The following is a 15,805-nucleotide window of genomic DNA, read 5'->3' as shown; positions in this document are numbered from 1 at the left end:
GTCGGCCTTAAGTTTGCCCATAGTGGAACCTGCCCGCGGACCACCAAAGGAGCGCCTAAGATGAACGCCACCCCCCTGCCGATGTCCCCCAATGAGGCTTTGAACCTCTTTACCGCCACCCGCAGCCGGACGCAGGCCTTGGCAGCGCCGCTATGTCCTGAAGATATGATGCTGCAAAGCATGGAGGACGCCTCGCCGGTCAAATGGCATCTGGCCCATACGACGTGGTTCTTTGAGGAATTCATCCTCAAACCTCGGCTGCCTGAGTACATGTCGCCCGATGACCGTTTCGCCTTGCTTTTCAATTCCTACTACGTGCAAGCCGGGCCCCGCCATGCCCGCGACAAACGGGGGCTGGTGTCGCGCCCCGACGGAGATGCTGTGCGGGCTTATCGCGACCATGTGGAAAACAGCTTGAACGACCTGATGAATGCCAACCGCGCCGACACGGATGAGATCGCGCAACTGGTGGAACTGGGCTGCCACCACGAAATGCAGCACCAAGAGCTTTTGATCACCGACCTGTTGCATGGGCTGAGCTTCAACCCTCTTTTGCCCACCTATAAAGACCCCGAGCCGCTGGCGGTGACCGATGAAACCCCGTTGAATTTTACCCGACACGCAGGCGGGCTGATTAAGATTGGCCATGAGGGGCGCGGCTTTGCCTATGATTGCGAAGGGCCGCGGCACAAGGTGTGGCTGGACCCGTTTGAAATCGCTGACCGCCCAGTGACCAACCGTGAATGGATCGCCTTCATGGAGGATGGCGGCTATAGTGATGCGCGGCTGTGGCTGATGGAAGGCCATGCGGTGGCGCAGCGCGAAAGCTGGGAGCATCCGCTCTATTGGTGGCCGCAGGACGGCACATGGTGGACCTTTAGCCTGCGTGGGGCGCAACCCGTTGCCCTTGATGCGCCGGTTGTGCACGTCAGCTATTATGAGGCAGAGGCCTTTGCGCGGTGGGCCGGAGGCCGTTTACCCACCGAGGCAGAACATGAGGTCGCGTTTTGCGATGTGCCGATCAGCGGTAATTTGATGGGCGATGCGAATGACCTCGGCGCGCTGCGGCCCCTGCCGGGCAAAGGCATTTGGGGCGACGTTTGGGAATGGACCGCCTCTGACTTTGGCCCCTACCCCGGTTTCCGGCCACCTGAGGGCGCATTGGGCGAATACAACGGTAAGTTCATGGTCAATCAGCGGGTGCTACGCGGCGGTTCTTGTGCCACGCCAAAGGATCAACTGCGCCCCAGCTACCGAACGTTTTTCTACCCCCATCAGCGCTGGCAAATGATGGGTCTGCGCTTGGCCCGCGATGTGGGCTAAGCGCGGATGCGCCGGGGCATAAAGCGCCCCGGCTAACGTCCAGTCGATCTACTGTATCCCAACCCGGAACCGCACCGCGCCGGTTTCACCTGGTAACATCTCACCTATGCAATTCCATTCAATCGCGCCTGCATAGTTTGCTACATTGCTCGCAGGGCGCACCAGATTGCAGTTAAGGTTGGGCGAAACCTGCTGCGGGTCGACAATGGGTTCAGACAGGCTCGTATAGGGCGGGGTCATGTCATAGATCTTTACGTTCGACGCCCGCGTGATCGCATTGTTGCGCAGATAAATCCGGTAGAGCAGGATATCATTTACTCCGCCAAGATTAGTGGTGCCTTCAACCGTCCCTTGGGTCTCATTCTCAACCGTTTTGCGCAGCTCGATCTGTGTGGACTGCCCCCCGACAGAGATTTCATCGGTATTGCCGGCAGAACTTGTCACCGTGGTGCGGGCGAACGCCGTCGCCGCCAGAACCTGATAGACATAGGTGCTGCCCTGCCCAGCGCCCGAGCCTGCAGAAACACGCGATACGATGCAGATGGTTTGCCCGGTGGTGACTGCGATGGGGCCGGTGATTGGCCCATCCAGACTGTCGTCACAACCGACGTCTTGATAGAGCGCCGCGCTAAAGGCACCGGTCGGTGTCGAAGTGGCACCTGCGTAGGAGAATGTCACCTGCCCTTCAGACGTGGCGGTATAGATATGCGGTAAGGTTGCCACTTGGCCCTGTGCGACGGTCGTTGTCCGGTCATTCGTCAAGCTGGGCAGTTTCAGAAGTCCAATGTCCAACCCCATGCGATTGCCAAAGGCTTCGGGCGTAAAAGTGAATTCACCATCATGCGGGTTGGTATTAACAAGATCGGGCAGATCGGTCGTTGCCTCAGATATCGCGCGGTAGTCATTGGCCGGAATTGCGCGGATCGTGATTTCCCCATTGTAGGCGCCTGAGAGACCATAGCTCCATGTACCGTCCGTCGCCACGCCAGGTGTCGCCAGCACCGCGCCACCGCTGTCTAGAATTTCCAAAACCGCCGATGACACCCCGCCTTCGCTGCCGTTCAGCAAAGCATCATGCGCGGTGCCGCCGCCTGCCCCATTGTCAATAAAGACACGGCCCGACATGATCCGCTCTCCGGTGACGAGGTTCACGGAATAAGATGCTTCGTCATCATCGGGCAGTTGGTCGAAAAGGTCGTCGGTCAACGGCCCGGTGGTTGGATCACTGTCCGGGTCCGGCAGAGAACTATAGATGATTTCGGCCTGATTGGTGAAGTCACCGCTGCCAAGCACGGTGGTCGTGATAGTGAGGGTTTCGCTGGTCCCACTGAGCAATTCATCCACAAACCACAATCCGGTGTCGGGATCATACGTATCCCCAGTCGACGGCGCATCGTCAGAGACATAGGCAAATCCGCTGGGAATCTGGTCAATTACTTTCACACCAGAAGGTGAGCCACCGCTGACATTGGTGATTGTGATGATCCAGTCAATCGTGTCGCCTTCTGATACGTTGGTGATCGGCGTCGTGGTGCCGGTTGCAGCGGCGATCTTGCTGAGCTCAAGGTCACTGCCCGCCGGGTCAAATCCGAAGTCTTGGTCAGTGGTGAAGCTATTGCCTGAAACCCCAACCCCGATCAGTGGATTTGACGTGCCGATTGTCGCCCCAGAAGGCAGATCAGGGTCAGCCTCATCAAGCGCAACGCGGTAGGTGGTGCTGACCAGAAGGTCGCCCACCGCATATGTCCCATCGGCCGCCGTGTCGGTCGTGACAAGAAACACATCATCTGCGATATTGGCCGGCGTGCCGTTATCGTCATAGATCGAAATGCCCACGCCCGCCCCGAGATTGGTCTCACCATTGTCCCTTACATCAGAGGCATCTGCGTCCTCATAGATATTGCCCGAAATCCCGCCCAAGGGGATTGGTGCTGGCCCCCGGCAAGAGATGCCATCGCTGCGCCCACCTTCGTCAAAGGCGACGGTTGAGATTAACTGCGCCGCACCCGTGGTAGTGGAAATGACGAAAAGGTTGTTGGTGGTGTTCGAGTAGCCATAAAGCCTACCGTCGCCGTCAAACCAGAGCGCATCGAATACGCCAGCATAGATAGCCGGTCCAATTGCTTGGGGTGTCACATTACTCGGGGCGCCGTTATTGACCGCGGCGCGGAACAGAAAGCCTGAGTTTTGATCAATCCCATACATGATGCCGTCAACTGGATTGTAGGCGATATCGTCCGGGTTAACGCTGATGTTGAGACTTATCTGCCCTACGGCAACAGGCGCGGCAGGATTGGTCAAATCCACGATCTGCCATGTGGTCGCGCCCGCTTCATAGATCATTCGACCATTGGGCAGAATATCGCCCGCATTGCGCGCAGCACTCGCGCCGAAAATATCGCCGAAGTTGGTGATGTTACCCGCACCGTCGATCCGGTAGAGCCTACGGGTGCCCTGATCCACGCCATAGATATAGCCATCCAGCGCGTTATACCCCCATGCCCCATCCCGGTTAGCCCCGATAGAGCCTGAGGAATCCACGGTTGTTGAATAGCTGCCGCCACTATCTCGAAAAGTCATTCGCACGAGGGCCGAAGGGCTATCGACCACCGCGTAAAGTGATGCATCGCAGGTCAAAGGCGGCGGATCGTTGGAAATGATAAGTTGATAGTCTTCCACCTCTCCCTCAAAGGCGGTGACAAGCCCTGTAGTGTCTGTTGACCAGCGGAAACGGGCATAGGTTGGCAAGGTCGTGGCATTGGCCGGCACCGCCACCTCGAAAAGGATCGACCCATTGGTTGAGCCATCCTTATCAAGCAAATCGCCATCTTGCAGATTCAGGGCCACCTGTTCCCCGGCTTGCGCAAAGGTGCCATCCCCGTTGAAATCGATGAACGCTTGCAGATAAGACGATCTCGCTGCGCCGCTTAGATCGCTGACAGTAACTGTAATCTCCGCCAGCCCGCCACGATAGAACTGCGGCAAAACTACCCCGTCTTCGTCATCCGATCCATTAACATCATCGCCCGTGGCCCCAACCGAGTTTTGCGGCAGCAGATCAATATCCGGCGGATTGTTCCCCAGATAGATTTCTGGTGCGCCGGGGCCTTCAATGATGTGCTGCGGATCGCCATAGCTCGCCGGGGCATCGCCACGGTCGGCGTCAGGCGGTGTCTTGATGGTAATGCCATAGTCTTCGACTTCCCCATCCGGGGCAGCAATGATGGCATCCAGCCCAATCGCCGAGGACCAGCGCAAGCGGACGAATGTCGGCGTCAGCACGGCTGTCACCGGAACGCTTACTGGGAAGGAAATCTGACCATTTACCGCTCCGTCAAGGTCCTGCGGGCCGCCATCTTGGATATTGGTCGCAACCTGATCGCCAACGAAGATGCCATCTCCGCCGAAATCAACGAATGCCTGAAGATATCCGTTGCCGGGCGTAGGCTCATTCACGGCCACGGTCACCGTGCGGGTCAGATCCCCGTAAAGCTGGGGAAATGCCTCTTCGCTTTCGTCGTCTGTGCCGTCTAGATCATCGCCGGACCCATCAATGGAATGCTGCGGCGAACCGTCCCCATCACCGTTGAGCGCACCAATCCAATATTGGGCGGTGTCGGCATGCTGGGGGTCGCCATAGGTGATCGGCGCATCGCCCCGATCAGGACCAGAGCCAGCGTAGATCGTCGTCGGATCATCGCGCCCTTCACCTGGGCCGTTTGAGGGGGTGCCATCCCCATCGCCGGGATTTTCCGAGTCTGACAGATCAGACACATTTGTTCCACCCGGCGTCTGGGCTGTCACCTCTGCTTGGTTTGTAATCGTGGTGTCCAGATCTTCGGGCACCAGCGTATAGGTCGCGGTATAGACGGCCCTTTCACCGACCAAAAGCGTGCCTTCGGGGGACAAGGATGTCGCAGCCTGAAAGGTGATGACGGGCTGTACCCCTTTGCCGCTGAACTGCGTCTCTTGCAGTTGCACATTGGTCAGATCGACATTGCCAAAGTTCTCAGCCGTAAAGACATAAGCAATCGTTTCGCCTGCATCGGCATAGCCGTTCAAGTTTAAATCCACCAATTGCGCCAACTTTAGCAGACCGACAGATCCCACATCGATCGAGACCTCCGCAGGGGCGGAATAGGCCTGCGGTTCACTGGGTAGGATGATGGGTGATTGGTAACGATAATTAATCGGCGTCGGCGCTGCAAAGAAGGCCGCGAAGGGCGTAAAGGTCAGCTCTCCGGTTAGGTCGTCATAGCTCCATGTCCCTTCGCCCAGCACCTCAAATCCAACGCGGTGCCCTTGGGAATCGGTTACGACATTCAGCGCGCCGGTCGGAGGAATCAGGTCAATGGCCTGTTTGGCGTATTCGCTCGGCTCACCGGAATTATTGGCAGGGGCATTGTTGTTTTCGGTCGCGACACTGTCGTTGAACAAGATGTTCACCACGACCGGCTCCCCCAAGACCTGCTCTTTTAGATCGTCCTGCAACAGCGGCGCTTTGAAGTCGCCGCATTGAAGGTCATAGGTCTGCGCTTCATCATAGGTCGGATTGGAAAGCAGCACGAGGAAGCCATTGTTCGCGGTACGGCCAAAGTTGAAAGTGGAGACCTGCGGGTAGAAAATCTCAAGCCCGGACACCGGTTGGTTGCTATAAGGACGATCTCCAGCGAGGTAGAAAACCTCCGTCCCAAGGTTCGCATCCGGCCCTTCGATATAGCCGCGATAGGTTGTTGCACCTCGGTCAATCCGGACGAATTCGACCGAGCCTTCGCAGATATTCACATAAACCTGCTCGTTCAGTGGCCCGTCAATGTCATTGATCTGAAAGAAAACATCGGCCACCACTGGCACGCCGCCGGAGTTGGTCGTGAGGTTATGGGTACCCGCCTCATAGAGGTAAAAATCCACAAAATGTGGATCTTGCCCCCTCGACGTAATCTGGATCTGTCCATTACCGGTGGTGAATACATGGTCCCGGCCCGCGAAGGCCATCTCGGCCACGATATCGACAGCGACACCGCCGACAGTGCCCGCGTTGGACCACAATGCCCGCTCCCCAACCCCGGCGCCAACCACGGCGGGCAAACCAACAGGGTTAAGGATCAATTGCTGCGCAAGCGCGGCCCGTGTCGCCAGCGAAAGCGGCAAGAGCGACAAAAGCGTGGCAAAGATCAACCGCAGCAGGGGCGCTTTTAAAACGCACCAGCGGAGACTGACGGCCACCCCCTGCAGAATGCGCGTCAAGAACAGACCAATCAGATGAAACTTAAAATGCATTTCTATGCCCACTACTTTTGAAACAGCCTACCGACAAAGCGAGTTGGGATCAGTTGCGCAGGAAGGTATTAAGATATGCTTCAAGCCATAGTGGCGGCGCGATGGGCAGAGCGCTTACTCAAAAGAATAGATAGCATTTTCCAAAGTACTGCATGGCCTGGCGCAGATCTTGTGGGGTTCAGCAGATCATTCACAATGATTCGCAATCCTTTCTGCCCCCGCAATCTTTTTCAGGTTTAGGCCTTGACCTTCCAGCAACTGGAAACCCCATTTTTGGGAAAACAACGAAAAGAGAGCCCGAAATGGACAAGACAGATACACTCACTTTTGGCGTGCAAAACATGAGCTGCGCGTCCTGTGTTGGACGGGTGGAAAAGGCGCTGAACACGGTTAACGGGGTGCACGATGTGCGGGTGAACCTCGCGGCAGAAAATGTGCGGATCGCGACGGCACCGGGGTTCGATGCGGCAAAAGTCGCGGCTGCATTGAGACAGGCAGGTTACCCTGCCCGCACGGCTACGCATCGTTTGAGGCTGTCCAATATGACCTGCGCGTCCTGCGTGGGCCGTGTGGAACGGGCCCTTCTTGCGGTGCCGGGCGTGATCTCGGCCTCCGTCAACCTTGCCAGCGAAGAGGCCCAAGTCGAGGTTTTGGAGGACGCAAATCTGCTGTCCACCCTGCATGATGCAGCGGCGCAGGCAGGCTATCTCGCAGCCGTCGACACGCAAGATGCAGGCAGCCCCGATGCGGCAACCCGAAAGGAAGCAGAGGCGACGCACCTCCGACAAATGACCGTACTGGCAGCCTTATTAACCCTACCCGTCTTTTTGCTTGAAATGGGCGGCCACCTGATCCCGGCGTTCCACACTTGGATCGCTGAAAACATCGGGATGGCGACAAGTTGGTTCGTTCAGTTTGCCCTAACCACCCTCGTTTTGGCTTGGCCCGGACGACATTTCTATAGCAAGGGTCTGCCTGCCTTGTTGAAAGGCGCGCCGGATATGAACTCGCTGGTGGCACTCGGCTCAGGGGCGGCGTGGCTCTTTTCGGTGACCGCCCTTTTTGCGCCGGGACTACTGCCGGAAGGCAGCCGCGTGGTCTATTTCGAAGCCGCGGCAATGATTGTGACGCTGATCTTGCTGGGCCGCTATCTTGAGGCCCGCGCCAAGGGGCGCACCGGGGCGGCGATTGCCAAACTGATGGGCCTGCGCGCCAGCAGCGCAAGGGTCGAACGGGACGGCGCGGTCATTGAACTGCCCATTGATGAAATCATTGCGGGCGACATCATCCACCTGCGTCCCGGCGAAAAGATCGCCACCGACGGCGTAGTTGTCGAGGGCCAATCCTACGTCGATGAAAGCATGATCACGGGCGAGCCTGTCCCGGTTGAGAAAGCCATGGGCACAGAGGTTGTCGGCGGCACGGTCAATGGCACCGGCAGCCTTACGTTTCGCGCGACCAAAGTCGGCGGCGACACGATGCTGGCGCAGATCATCCGCATGGTCGAAGAGGCGCAAGGTGCAAAGCTGCCCATTCAAGACTTGGTCAATCGCATCACCCTGTGGTTCGTTCCCGCCGTGATTGCCGTGGCGCTGGTGACCTTTGGGGTCTGGCTCGCCTTCGGCCCCTCGCTCAGCCACGCCTTGGTGGCGGCGGTGGCGGTGCTGATCATCGCCTGCCCCTGTGCGATGGGTCTGGCCACACCGACCTCCATCATGGTGGGCACCGGACGCGCGGCGCAATTGGGCGTGCTCTTCCGTCAGGGCGATGCGCTGCAAAGCCTGCAAGGCGTCAAGACCGTGGCGCTGGACAAGACCGGCACGCTGACCAAGGGCAAGCCCGAACTCACCGATCTGGTGCTGATGGACGACCTGACCGAAGATGAGGTGCTGCCCCTGATCGGCGCGGTCGAGGCGCGCTCGGAACACCCCATCGCCCAAGCGATCCTGCGGCGGGCAGAAGCTGCGGGCCCTGTGCCCGGCGAGGTCAGCGACTTCCAATCCCACACTGGTTTTGGCGTCAGCGCGACGGTCATGGGCCGTAAGGTTACCTTGGGTGCGGACCGCCTGATGATTCGCGACGGGATTGGTTTGTGCGACACCGGGCGGATCGCGTCAGAGATGGCGAAGGCCGGGAAAACCCCGCTCTATGCCGCTTTGGACGGGAAACTCGCCGCTGTGATCGCCGTGGCCGATCCGATCAAACCCGGCACGCCAGAAGCCATCGCGGGGCTGCACGACCTTGGTCTTGATGTAGCGATGATCACTGGTGACAACCGGGGCACCGCAGACGCTATCGCGGCGCAACTGGGCATTGATAGGGTCGTCGCCGAAGTGCTGCCGGATGGCAAAGTGGCCGCCATCGACAAGTTGAGAGAGGGCGGCAACCGCATCGCCTTCGTTGGCGACGGCATTAACGATGCACCTGCCTTGGCGCAGGCCGATGTGGGGCTTGCCATCGGCACCGGCACCGATGTGGCGATTGAGGCCGCAGATGTGGTGCTGATGTCGGGCGACCTGCGCGGCGTGGTCAATGCCATCGATGTGAGCCAGCGCAGCATGGCCAATATCCGTCAGAACCTCTTTTGGGCCTTTGGCTATAACGTGCTGCTGATCCCGGTGGCGGCGGGTGCCTTCTATCCGCTGACCGGCTGGCTCTTGTCGCCCGCGCTGGCCGCCGGGGCGATGGCATTGTCGAGCGTTTTCGTCCTCAGCAACGCGCTGCGCCTGCGCTGGATCGCAGCCCCCTTGGCCGAAAACGCCACCCCAGAAAAAGAACCACGGGCCGCCGCCCCCGTGGCCGCAGAATAGGAGCGCATTATGAACATTGGAGAAGTCTCACAACACACGGGCCTGCCGCCGAAAACCATCCGCTATTACGAGGATATCGGGCTGGTCAAACCGCTGCGCGACGCGAACGGCTACCGTGCCTTCCGGGAAAGCGAGATGCACAAGCTCTCCTTTCTGGGCCGCGCCAGAACCTTGGGGTTCAGCATTGAGGATTGCCGCAACCTGCTGGCGCTTTGGGAGGATAAGAACCGCGCCAGTGCCGACGTGCGCACGATTGCCGAAGAGCATCTGGCGCAGATCGAAGCCAAGATCAGCGGCCTGCAAGAGATGCGCGACACGCTGAGCACGCTGGTCCATAATTGCGCAGGGGACGATCGTCCCGATTGTCCGATACTAAAGACGCTTGGCACGGCCACGGCGTCCTAACCATCGCTCTAGATACAAAAAGGCGCCGCCCAGCCAATCTGGGCGGCGCCTTTTTGCGTTCAAGTCAGACCAAAGCCTAGGCTTTGAGACGGTCCACGATACTATGCGCGGTGACCGTCCCGATCTGAGCGCCGTCTTCCATGACGGCAATCGCGGCATCGGCACCACGCAGACGGTCCATCAATTCGCGCACCGGGGTCTCGGCTGTGGTCTCGCCTTGGGTGGCAGCACCATCATCCGCGCCCATCACGTCGCGCGCGGTCAGAACCTCCAGCGGGTTCATATTGGCCACGAACTCCGCCACATAGTCCGAAGCGGGGTTCGAGAAGATTTCACGCGGGGTGCCGATCTGCACAATCCGCCCGCCTTCCATAATGGCAATGCGCCCGCCCAGCTTGAAGGCTTCATCAAGGTCGTGGCTCACGAAGATGATCGTACGATTCAACTCGCGCTGCAGGTCCAACAGCTCATCCTGCAGCCGCGTGCGGATCAGCGGGTCGAGCGCCGAGAATGGCTCATCCATCAGCAAGATCGGCGCTTCGGTGGCAAAGGCGCGGGCAAGGCCCACACGCTGCTGCATCCCCCCCGAAAGCTCGCCCACCTTGCGGTCGGCCCAATCGCTGAGGCTCACCAGTTTCAACTGCCGCTCTGCCCGCTCCAACCGCTCGGCCTTGGGGACATTCGACAGTTCCAACCCAAGCGCCACATTGTCGCGCACCGTGCGCCATGGCAGCAGGCCGAACTGCTGAAACACCATCGACACGCATTCCCGGCGCACGCGGCGCAGCTCGGCGGCATTGCTAGCATGAATGTCGCAAGACCAGTTTTCCTCATGCACATGCACCGTGCCGCGCACCATTGGGTTGAGCCCATTCACCGCGCGCAAAAGCGTCGACTTGCCCGAGCCCGAAAGCCCCATCAGCACGAGGATTTCGCCATTCTCAACGGTGAGCGAGCAGTCATGCACGCCCAGCACCTGCCCCGTCGCCGATTCAATCTCGGCGCGGCTTTGGCCTTCGTCCATCAGCGGCAGAGCCTTTTCAGGCTTGTCGCCAAAGACGATGGATACGTTGTCGAATTCTACTGCTTTATTCATTTCCGTCCCACCCGCAGGATACGGTCGAGCATGATCGCCACGACGACGATCACCAACCCGGATTCAAATCCCAAGCCTGTGTTCACTTGGTTCAAGGCACGCACCACCGGCACGCCCAAGCCATCTGCCCCGACAAGTGCGGCGATCACCACCATCGACAGCGACAGCATGATGGTCTGGTTCAGACCCGTCATGATCTGCGGCAGCGCATAGGGCAGCTCGATCTTCCACAGTGTCTGGCGCGGTTTGGCACCAAAGGCCTGCGCGGCCTCCAAAAGCGCCTTGGGGGTCGAAGAGATGCCCAATTGCGTCAACCGGATCGGCGCGGGCAGCACGAAGATCACCGTGGCGATCAGCCCCGGCACCATGCCGATACCGAAGAACACAATCGCAGGGATCAGATAGACGAAAGTCGGCAGCGTCTGCATCAGGTCCAAGACCGGGGCCACCCATGCATAAAGCCGGGGCCGATGCGCCACGGCGATACCAATCGGCACGCCCACGCCCATACAGACCACACAGGCCGAGAGCACGAGCGTCAGGCTCTCCATCGTCTCTTCCCAGTAGTCTTGGTTGAGGATGAACAGGAAACCCAGCACCACAAAGGCCACGGTTTTCCAGTTGCGCTGGATGCCCCAAGTGATCGCGGCGAAGACGGCGATCAGGATCAGCGGATGCGGGGTTTGCAGCACCCAGAGGATCGCCTCGATCAGCCGTTCCATCAGGTCCGACAGCCCGTCAAAGAACCACGCCCCGTTCGTTTGCAACCAATCCAGCGCGTCTTCGGCCACATCGGCCACGGGGATCTTGTTTTCTGTCAGCCAGTCCATGTCAGTCCTTCAGGATTGGAGAATTGCGCATGAGAATGACCCGCCCCATCGCGTTGGGGCGGGTCTTTTCCATCATATCGCGATGATCACTTCAGCGAAGCGACAGCTTCCATCGCATCGCCACCGTCGACGGTGGTCACACCGTCCAGCCAAGTGCCCAGCACGTCGGAGTTCGCTTTGATCCAAGCGGCGGCCGCCTCTTCCGGCTTTTCGCCGTCATCAAGGATCGCACCCATGATCTCATTCTCCATGGCCAGCGTGAACTCGAGGTTGTTCAGGAATTTGCCAAGGTTCGGGCATTCCTCAACAAAACCGGCGCGGGTGTTGGTATAGACTGTTGCACCACCCAGATCGGGGCCGAAGTAGTCATCGCCGCCTTCCAGATAGGTCAGATCGAAGTTGGCGTTCATCGGGTGCGGTTCCCAACCGAGGAAGACAACGGGCTCTTCTTTGCGGGTGGCACGCTGCACTTGGGCCAGCATGCCTTGCTCGGAGGATTCAACGACCTCAAACTCGCCCAGATCAAATGCATTCTCGTCGATCATCGACTGGATCAGACGGTTGCCGTCATTGCCGGGCTCGATGCCATAGATTTCACCTTCCAACGCATCCGCGTTGGCGGCGATGTCGGCGAAGGTTTTGATGCCCATGTCGGCGGCGGCTTTGTTCACAGCCAGCGTGTACTTCGCGCCTTCAAGGTTGGCGCGCACGGTGTCGACGCTGCCCTCTTCGCGGTACTTCGCGATGTCGCCTTCCATGGTGGGCATCCAGTTGCCCAGAAACACGTCGATGTCGCCCGACGCCATGGAGGTGTAGGTCACTGGCACGGCAAGGATCTTGGTCTCGGTATCATAGCCAAGCGCGTCCAGCACAACAGAGGCGGCGGCGGTTGTCGCTGTGATGTCGGTCCAGCCCACGTCAGAGAAGGTGACTTCGTTGCATTCAGCAGCGGCCAGCGAGGTCGCGGCGACCGTCGCCAGAGCGGATGTCATAAGCAGTTTTTTCATTGGTGTTCTCCCCAGAGAAGTTTTTATTGACTGATGCGCCAATCAAAAGCCATCGGCCGCAATATTGCAACCGGATTAATTTTGCCAACTTAGTGGAGGGCAAAAAGCAATACTACTTGTTTCAAAACTCACCCCCGCGCGGCCTGTTTGGGGCGTAGAACCGGGGTGACATTTTCATCCGCGCCGGGCTCAGGCTCGGCGTCTATTTCAGGGGGTTCTTCGGCTGAAGTGGCGCGCTCTTGGGGAGCCGTCCCCTCAGAAGGGGCAGGGTCTGACACAAGCGCTTCTGCCGGCTTATCCTCTTGTGTTTCCCCAATGGTTTCAGGGACTTCTTCCTGTGGTCCCTCTGGAGCCACGCCGAAGGCCGCACGGATTGCGGCCTGGGTTCCGGCACCATATAGCCCGTCGATCGCACCTTCATAGAACCCGAAATCCGAAAGCTTGCGTTGCAGGGCTTTGCGGGTCTCGCTGTTGAACAGTTTGGGCTCATCATGCATCAGCCCCAGCAGGGTGCCGTCCCCCGCCCGCAGCGAGCGATAAAGATAAAGCGCCGCATCCGCCGGCCCACGTCCAGACACTTTGCCATCGTCGATCATCGCGGCAAAGTTGAACATGGCCGCCGGGTGTCGCCTATCGGCTGCGCGATGAAAATAATCCAGCGCCAGTTCGGAGTTGGCCTGCTGCCCCAATGCGCCCTGTAGATAAATGAAGCCCAAATCGTTCAGAGCAGCAGCATGCCCCCGTTCGGCCGCTGCTTGGTAAAGCTGAAGGGCACGCCCCTGATCCTGTGCAACGCCCAGACCCTGTTCGTAAAGCTGCGCCAGTTGAAATCGCGCCTCGGGCGATCCGGTTGCCACGGCCCGTTTAAGGAGTTCCGCAGCGGTTTGCGGGTCATACCGCGGGTCGTCCTTATCGCTCAGGATCGCAGCCAGTCCAAGCTGAGATCGGGTATCCCCCCGCTGTGCAAAACCCGCCAAATCTGCGGCTTGGTCATCACTCAGGCTCGACCATGCGGGGCGCGGCCCGTTTGATCCGTCTGCCTGCTCGCCCCCGCCGATAAAGGTCGGGATGGGGTTCAGCCGTCCAAAGCGGCGCACAGAAAGCCTGCCACCACTACGGCTGCGCAGATCGGCGCGGAATCGGTCCAACATGGTGCCTATCTCTACCTCTGGTTCTGCCAATGCGTCGGCCAATGTGGCCGCGAAAATGCTCGGGCTTTGACCGCTGTCATCGCAAAATCCGACCTCGCCGGATGTGATGACCAACGTGCCTTGGCGCGGCTCTGGCGGGGGCAGCGACGATGTCGACCGAAGCGGGGCTGCATGGCAGTTGTCGAGCACCACGAGCCGTATCTGGCGCGCCTTACCCACCGCGCGCAGCAGCGCTGGCAAAGCCACCCCCTCGCCCCGAAGCGCAGAGGCCGGGGCCATAGGCGCACCAACTGGAATCAGATAACTTTCCCCGCCCGAGGCGATCCGGCGACCTGCATAATAGATCACGGCGATATCCGCCGTTTCCGCCTGAAAAGCGAAATCAGAAAGCTCTTTTTTAAGCGCCCCGCTTTCAGCATCAATCAGCGTGGTAACATCAAATCCCTGCCCCTCAAGCGCGGCAGTCAGGGCGGCGGCATCCTCGCGTGGTCCGTCGGGTACCGCAGCGCCTTCATAGGCGGCCATGCCGATCACCATCGCCACACGGTCTTGGGCCGCTGCCGCAAGAGGTAGGATCAGCATTAGCAGGATGGCAGTTAGACGCATTTGGCGGGCTCCTTTCGGTCAGCTTCGGTTGGGCGACGCCGCCCATTAACCTATGCTGGCAGGAAAAGGTTTCCACCATCGTAACAGTTTGAAATGAATCTGCCCCTTGCCGCTGGGGCTCAAGCGTTGGGCGGTGCTTCTTCGATTTCGCGGTCTTCTTCCGGCACGTTAAGCGTGGCCCAAGTATCCCCATCCGGCAATTCAGGCGGATTGGGCAGGCAGTCCCGGCGGTGGATATTCGCCTTGGCCATAAAATTGGCCGAAACGGGCGCGGTGACAAAGATAAAGGCCATGATCAGCAACTCATGCAGCGATCCCGATCCCGACAGGAAGGAACTGACCATTGCTGCCAATAGATAGGCGCCGATGCCTAATGTGGCAGCCTTGGTCGGCGCGTGCAGCCGGGTCATCGGGTCGTTCAGCTTGAGCAGGCCGATCCCGGCGACGACGACAAAGAAACTGCCGATAATCAGCAACACAGCGACGGCATAGGTGGCGATGATGTCGAGGCTCATTCGATTATATCTCCGCGCAAGACGAACCGGGCATAGGCCACGGTCGAGACGAAACCCAGCATGGCGATGATCAGCGCCGCCTCGAAATAGATCTGCGTGCCCTGCAGGATGCCCAGAAGCACGATGATGCCGATGGCGTTGATGAACATCGTGTCCAGCGCCAGAATGCGGTCCCCGGTGCCGGGGCCGATCCACAGCCGGATCATCGCCATGAACTGGGCGATGGCGACCAGCGTCAGCGCACCGTAAAGCGTGAGGGTCAGAAAATCACTTGCTTGGGTCATACGAAGATCTCCTTCAAGCGGCGTTCATAGCGGTCTTTGATGTCATCGCGCACCGCATCGGGGTCGGTGGCGTCAAGCGCGTGTACCAGCAGGTAGCGGCCGTTGGCTGACAGATCCGCCGACACGGTGCCGGGGGTCAGTGTGATGGTCCCTGCTAGGATGCTGATGGCTTCCGGCTCTTTGAGGTCAAGCGGCACAACAACCCAAGCGGGCGACATGCTGGCGTTGGATTTGGTCAAGATGATCCATGCCACTTGGATATTGGCGATGATGATGTCCCACAGAACCAGCGCCACATAGGCGATCATGCGCATCGGGCGGATGCGGTGAGGCCGGTCGGTCCACCAACGCGCGGTCAGAACCGGAATCACGATCCCAAGGATCAGGCCAAAGACCGCCATGCCAGCGCTGAATTCATTTTGCAGCAGAATCCAGACGACAGTCAGCAGCAGGGTCAGAAACGGATGCGGCAAAAGCCAACGGATAGGTCGCATCATG

The 15,805-nt window shown here is 59.2% G+C and carries 11 protein-coding genes; 3 read left to right on the top strand and 8 right to left on the bottom strand.

The window, feature by feature from the left end; all coding sequences use genetic code 11:
* Positions 1–60 precede the first annotated feature (60 nt).
* Positions 61–1,323: an ergothioneine biosynthesis protein EgtB gene (gene egtB, locus BM229_RS01280; RefSeq protein ID WP_093925903.1), complete on the top strand. Its 1,263-nt coding sequence runs from the start codon at positions 61–63 to the stop codon at positions 1,321–1,323.
* A 48-nt stretch (positions 1,324–1,371) separates the two neighbouring features.
* Here egtB and BM229_RS01275 read toward each other — a convergent pair whose 3' ends face one another.
* Positions 1,372–6,570: a DUF11 domain-containing protein gene (locus BM229_RS01275; protein WP_167360173.1), complete on the bottom strand. Its 5,199-nt coding sequence runs from the start codon at positions 6,568–6,570 to the stop codon at positions 1,372–1,374.
* A gap of 335 nt (positions 6,571–6,905) precedes the next feature.
* On the opposite strand from BM229_RS01275, the gene BM229_RS01270 reads away from it, so the two are divergent.
* On the top strand, positions 6,906–9,413 hold the full coding sequence (locus BM229_RS01270; protein ID WP_093925901.1) for a heavy metal translocating P-type ATPase: 2,508 nt from the start codon (positions 6,906–6,908) through the stop codon (positions 9,411–9,413).
* 9 nt (positions 9,414–9,422) lie between these two features.
* Positions 9,423–9,818 carry a Cu(I)-responsive transcriptional regulator gene (cueR, locus tag BM229_RS01265; protein WP_093925900.1) on the top strand — a complete coding sequence of 132 codons (396 nt, stop codon included), beginning with the start codon at positions 9,423–9,425 and terminating at the stop codon, positions 9,816–9,818.
* Between the two features lie 76 nt (positions 9,819–9,894).
* On the opposite strand, the gene choV is transcribed toward cueR, so the two are convergent.
* The 7 genes from choV to BM229_RS01230 form a co-directional block, all read right to left on the bottom strand.
* Positions 9,895–10,914, bottom strand: coding sequence for a choline ABC transporter ATP-binding protein (choV, locus tag BM229_RS01260; protein WP_093925899.1), 1,020 nt, complete (start codon positions 10,912–10,914; stop codon positions 9,895–9,897).
* Positions 10,911–11,744, bottom strand: a complete 834-nt coding sequence (gene choW / locus BM229_RS01255; protein WP_093925898.1) for a choline ABC transporter permease subunit — start codon at positions 11,742–11,744, stop codon at positions 10,911–10,913. Before choW ends, choV begins: the two co-directional genes overlap by 4 nt.
* Before the next feature lie 86 nt (positions 11,745–11,830).
* Positions 11,831–12,751 carry a choline ABC transporter substrate-binding protein gene (locus BM229_RS01250; protein ID WP_093925897.1) on the bottom strand — a complete coding sequence of 307 codons (921 nt, stop codon included), beginning with the start codon at positions 12,749–12,751 and terminating at the stop codon, positions 11,831–11,833.
* A gap of 128 nt (positions 12,752–12,879) precedes the next feature.
* A complete protein-coding gene (locus tag BM229_RS01245; protein WP_093925896.1) occupies positions 12,880–14,508 on the bottom strand; it encodes a caspase family protein in 1,629 nt (542 codons plus the stop codon).
* 119 nt (positions 14,509–14,627) lie between these two features.
* The gene (locus tag BM229_RS01240; RefSeq protein ID WP_093925895.1) at positions 14,628–15,023 is read right to left on the bottom strand and encodes a Na+/H+ antiporter subunit G; all 396 of its coding nucleotides are present in this window, start codon (positions 15,021–15,023) and stop codon (positions 14,628–14,630) included.
* Complete coding sequence (locus BM229_RS01235) at positions 15,020–15,307, bottom strand: K+/H+ antiporter subunit F (RefSeq protein ID WP_093925894.1); 288 nt, start codon at positions 15,305–15,307, stop codon at positions 15,020–15,022. Before BM229_RS01235 ends, BM229_RS01240 begins: the two co-directional genes overlap by 4 nt.
* Positions 15,304–15,804 (bottom strand): Na+/H+ antiporter subunit E, encoded by a 501-nt coding sequence (locus tag BM229_RS01230; protein WP_093925893.1) that lies wholly within the window; start codon positions 15,802–15,804, stop codon positions 15,304–15,306. Before BM229_RS01230 ends, BM229_RS01235 begins: the two co-directional genes overlap by 4 nt.
* Between the last annotated feature and the right edge of the window lies 1 nt (position 15,805).

The sequence above is a fragment of the Sulfitobacter dubius genome (genome assembly GCF_900113435.1).
Classification (GTDB): domain Bacteria; phylum Pseudomonadota; class Alphaproteobacteria; order Rhodobacterales; family Rhodobacteraceae; genus Sulfitobacter; species Sulfitobacter dubius.
The sequence above is the reverse complement of the archived record's forward strand: the minus strand, read 5'-3'. Positions and strand labels throughout refer to the sequence as shown.

Bases quoted from the DNA above. Each gene is read 5' to 3' on its own strand.
- egtB (WP_093925903.1), top strand. From the start codon at position 61: ATGAACGCCACCCCCCTGCCGATGTCCCCCAATGAGGCTTTGAACCTC.
- BM229_RS01270 (WP_093925901.1), top strand. From the start codon at position 6,906: ATGGACAAGACAGATACACTCACTTTTGGCGTGCAAAACATGAGCTGC.
- cueR (WP_093925900.1), top strand. From the start codon at position 9,423: ATGAACATTGGAGAAGTCTCACAACACACGGGCCTGCCGCCGAAAACC.
- choV (WP_093925899.1), bottom strand. From the start codon at position 10,914: ATGAATAAAGCAGTAGAATTCGACAACGTATCCATCGTCTTTGGCGAC.
- choW (WP_093925898.1), bottom strand. From the start codon at position 11,744: ATGGACTGGCTGACAGAAAACAAGATCCCCGTGGCCGATGTGGCCGAA.
- BM229_RS01250 (WP_093925897.1), bottom strand. From the start codon at position 12,751: ATGAAAAAACTGCTTATGACATCCGCTCTGGCGACGGTCGCCGCGACC.
- BM229_RS01245 (WP_093925896.1), bottom strand. From the start codon at position 14,508: ATGCGTCTAACTGCCATCCTGCTAATGCTGATCCTACCTCTTGCGGCA.
- BM229_RS01240 (WP_093925895.1), bottom strand. From the start codon at position 15,023: ATGAGCCTCGACATCATCGCCACCTATGCCGTCGCTGTGTTGCTGATT.
- BM229_RS01235 (WP_093925894.1), bottom strand. From the start codon at position 15,307: ATGACCCAAGCAAGTGATTTTCTGACCCTCACGCTTTACGGTGCGCTG.
- BM229_RS01230 (WP_093925893.1), bottom strand. From the start codon at position 15,804: ATGATGCGACCTATCCGTTGGCTTTTGCCGCATCCGTTTCTGACCCTG.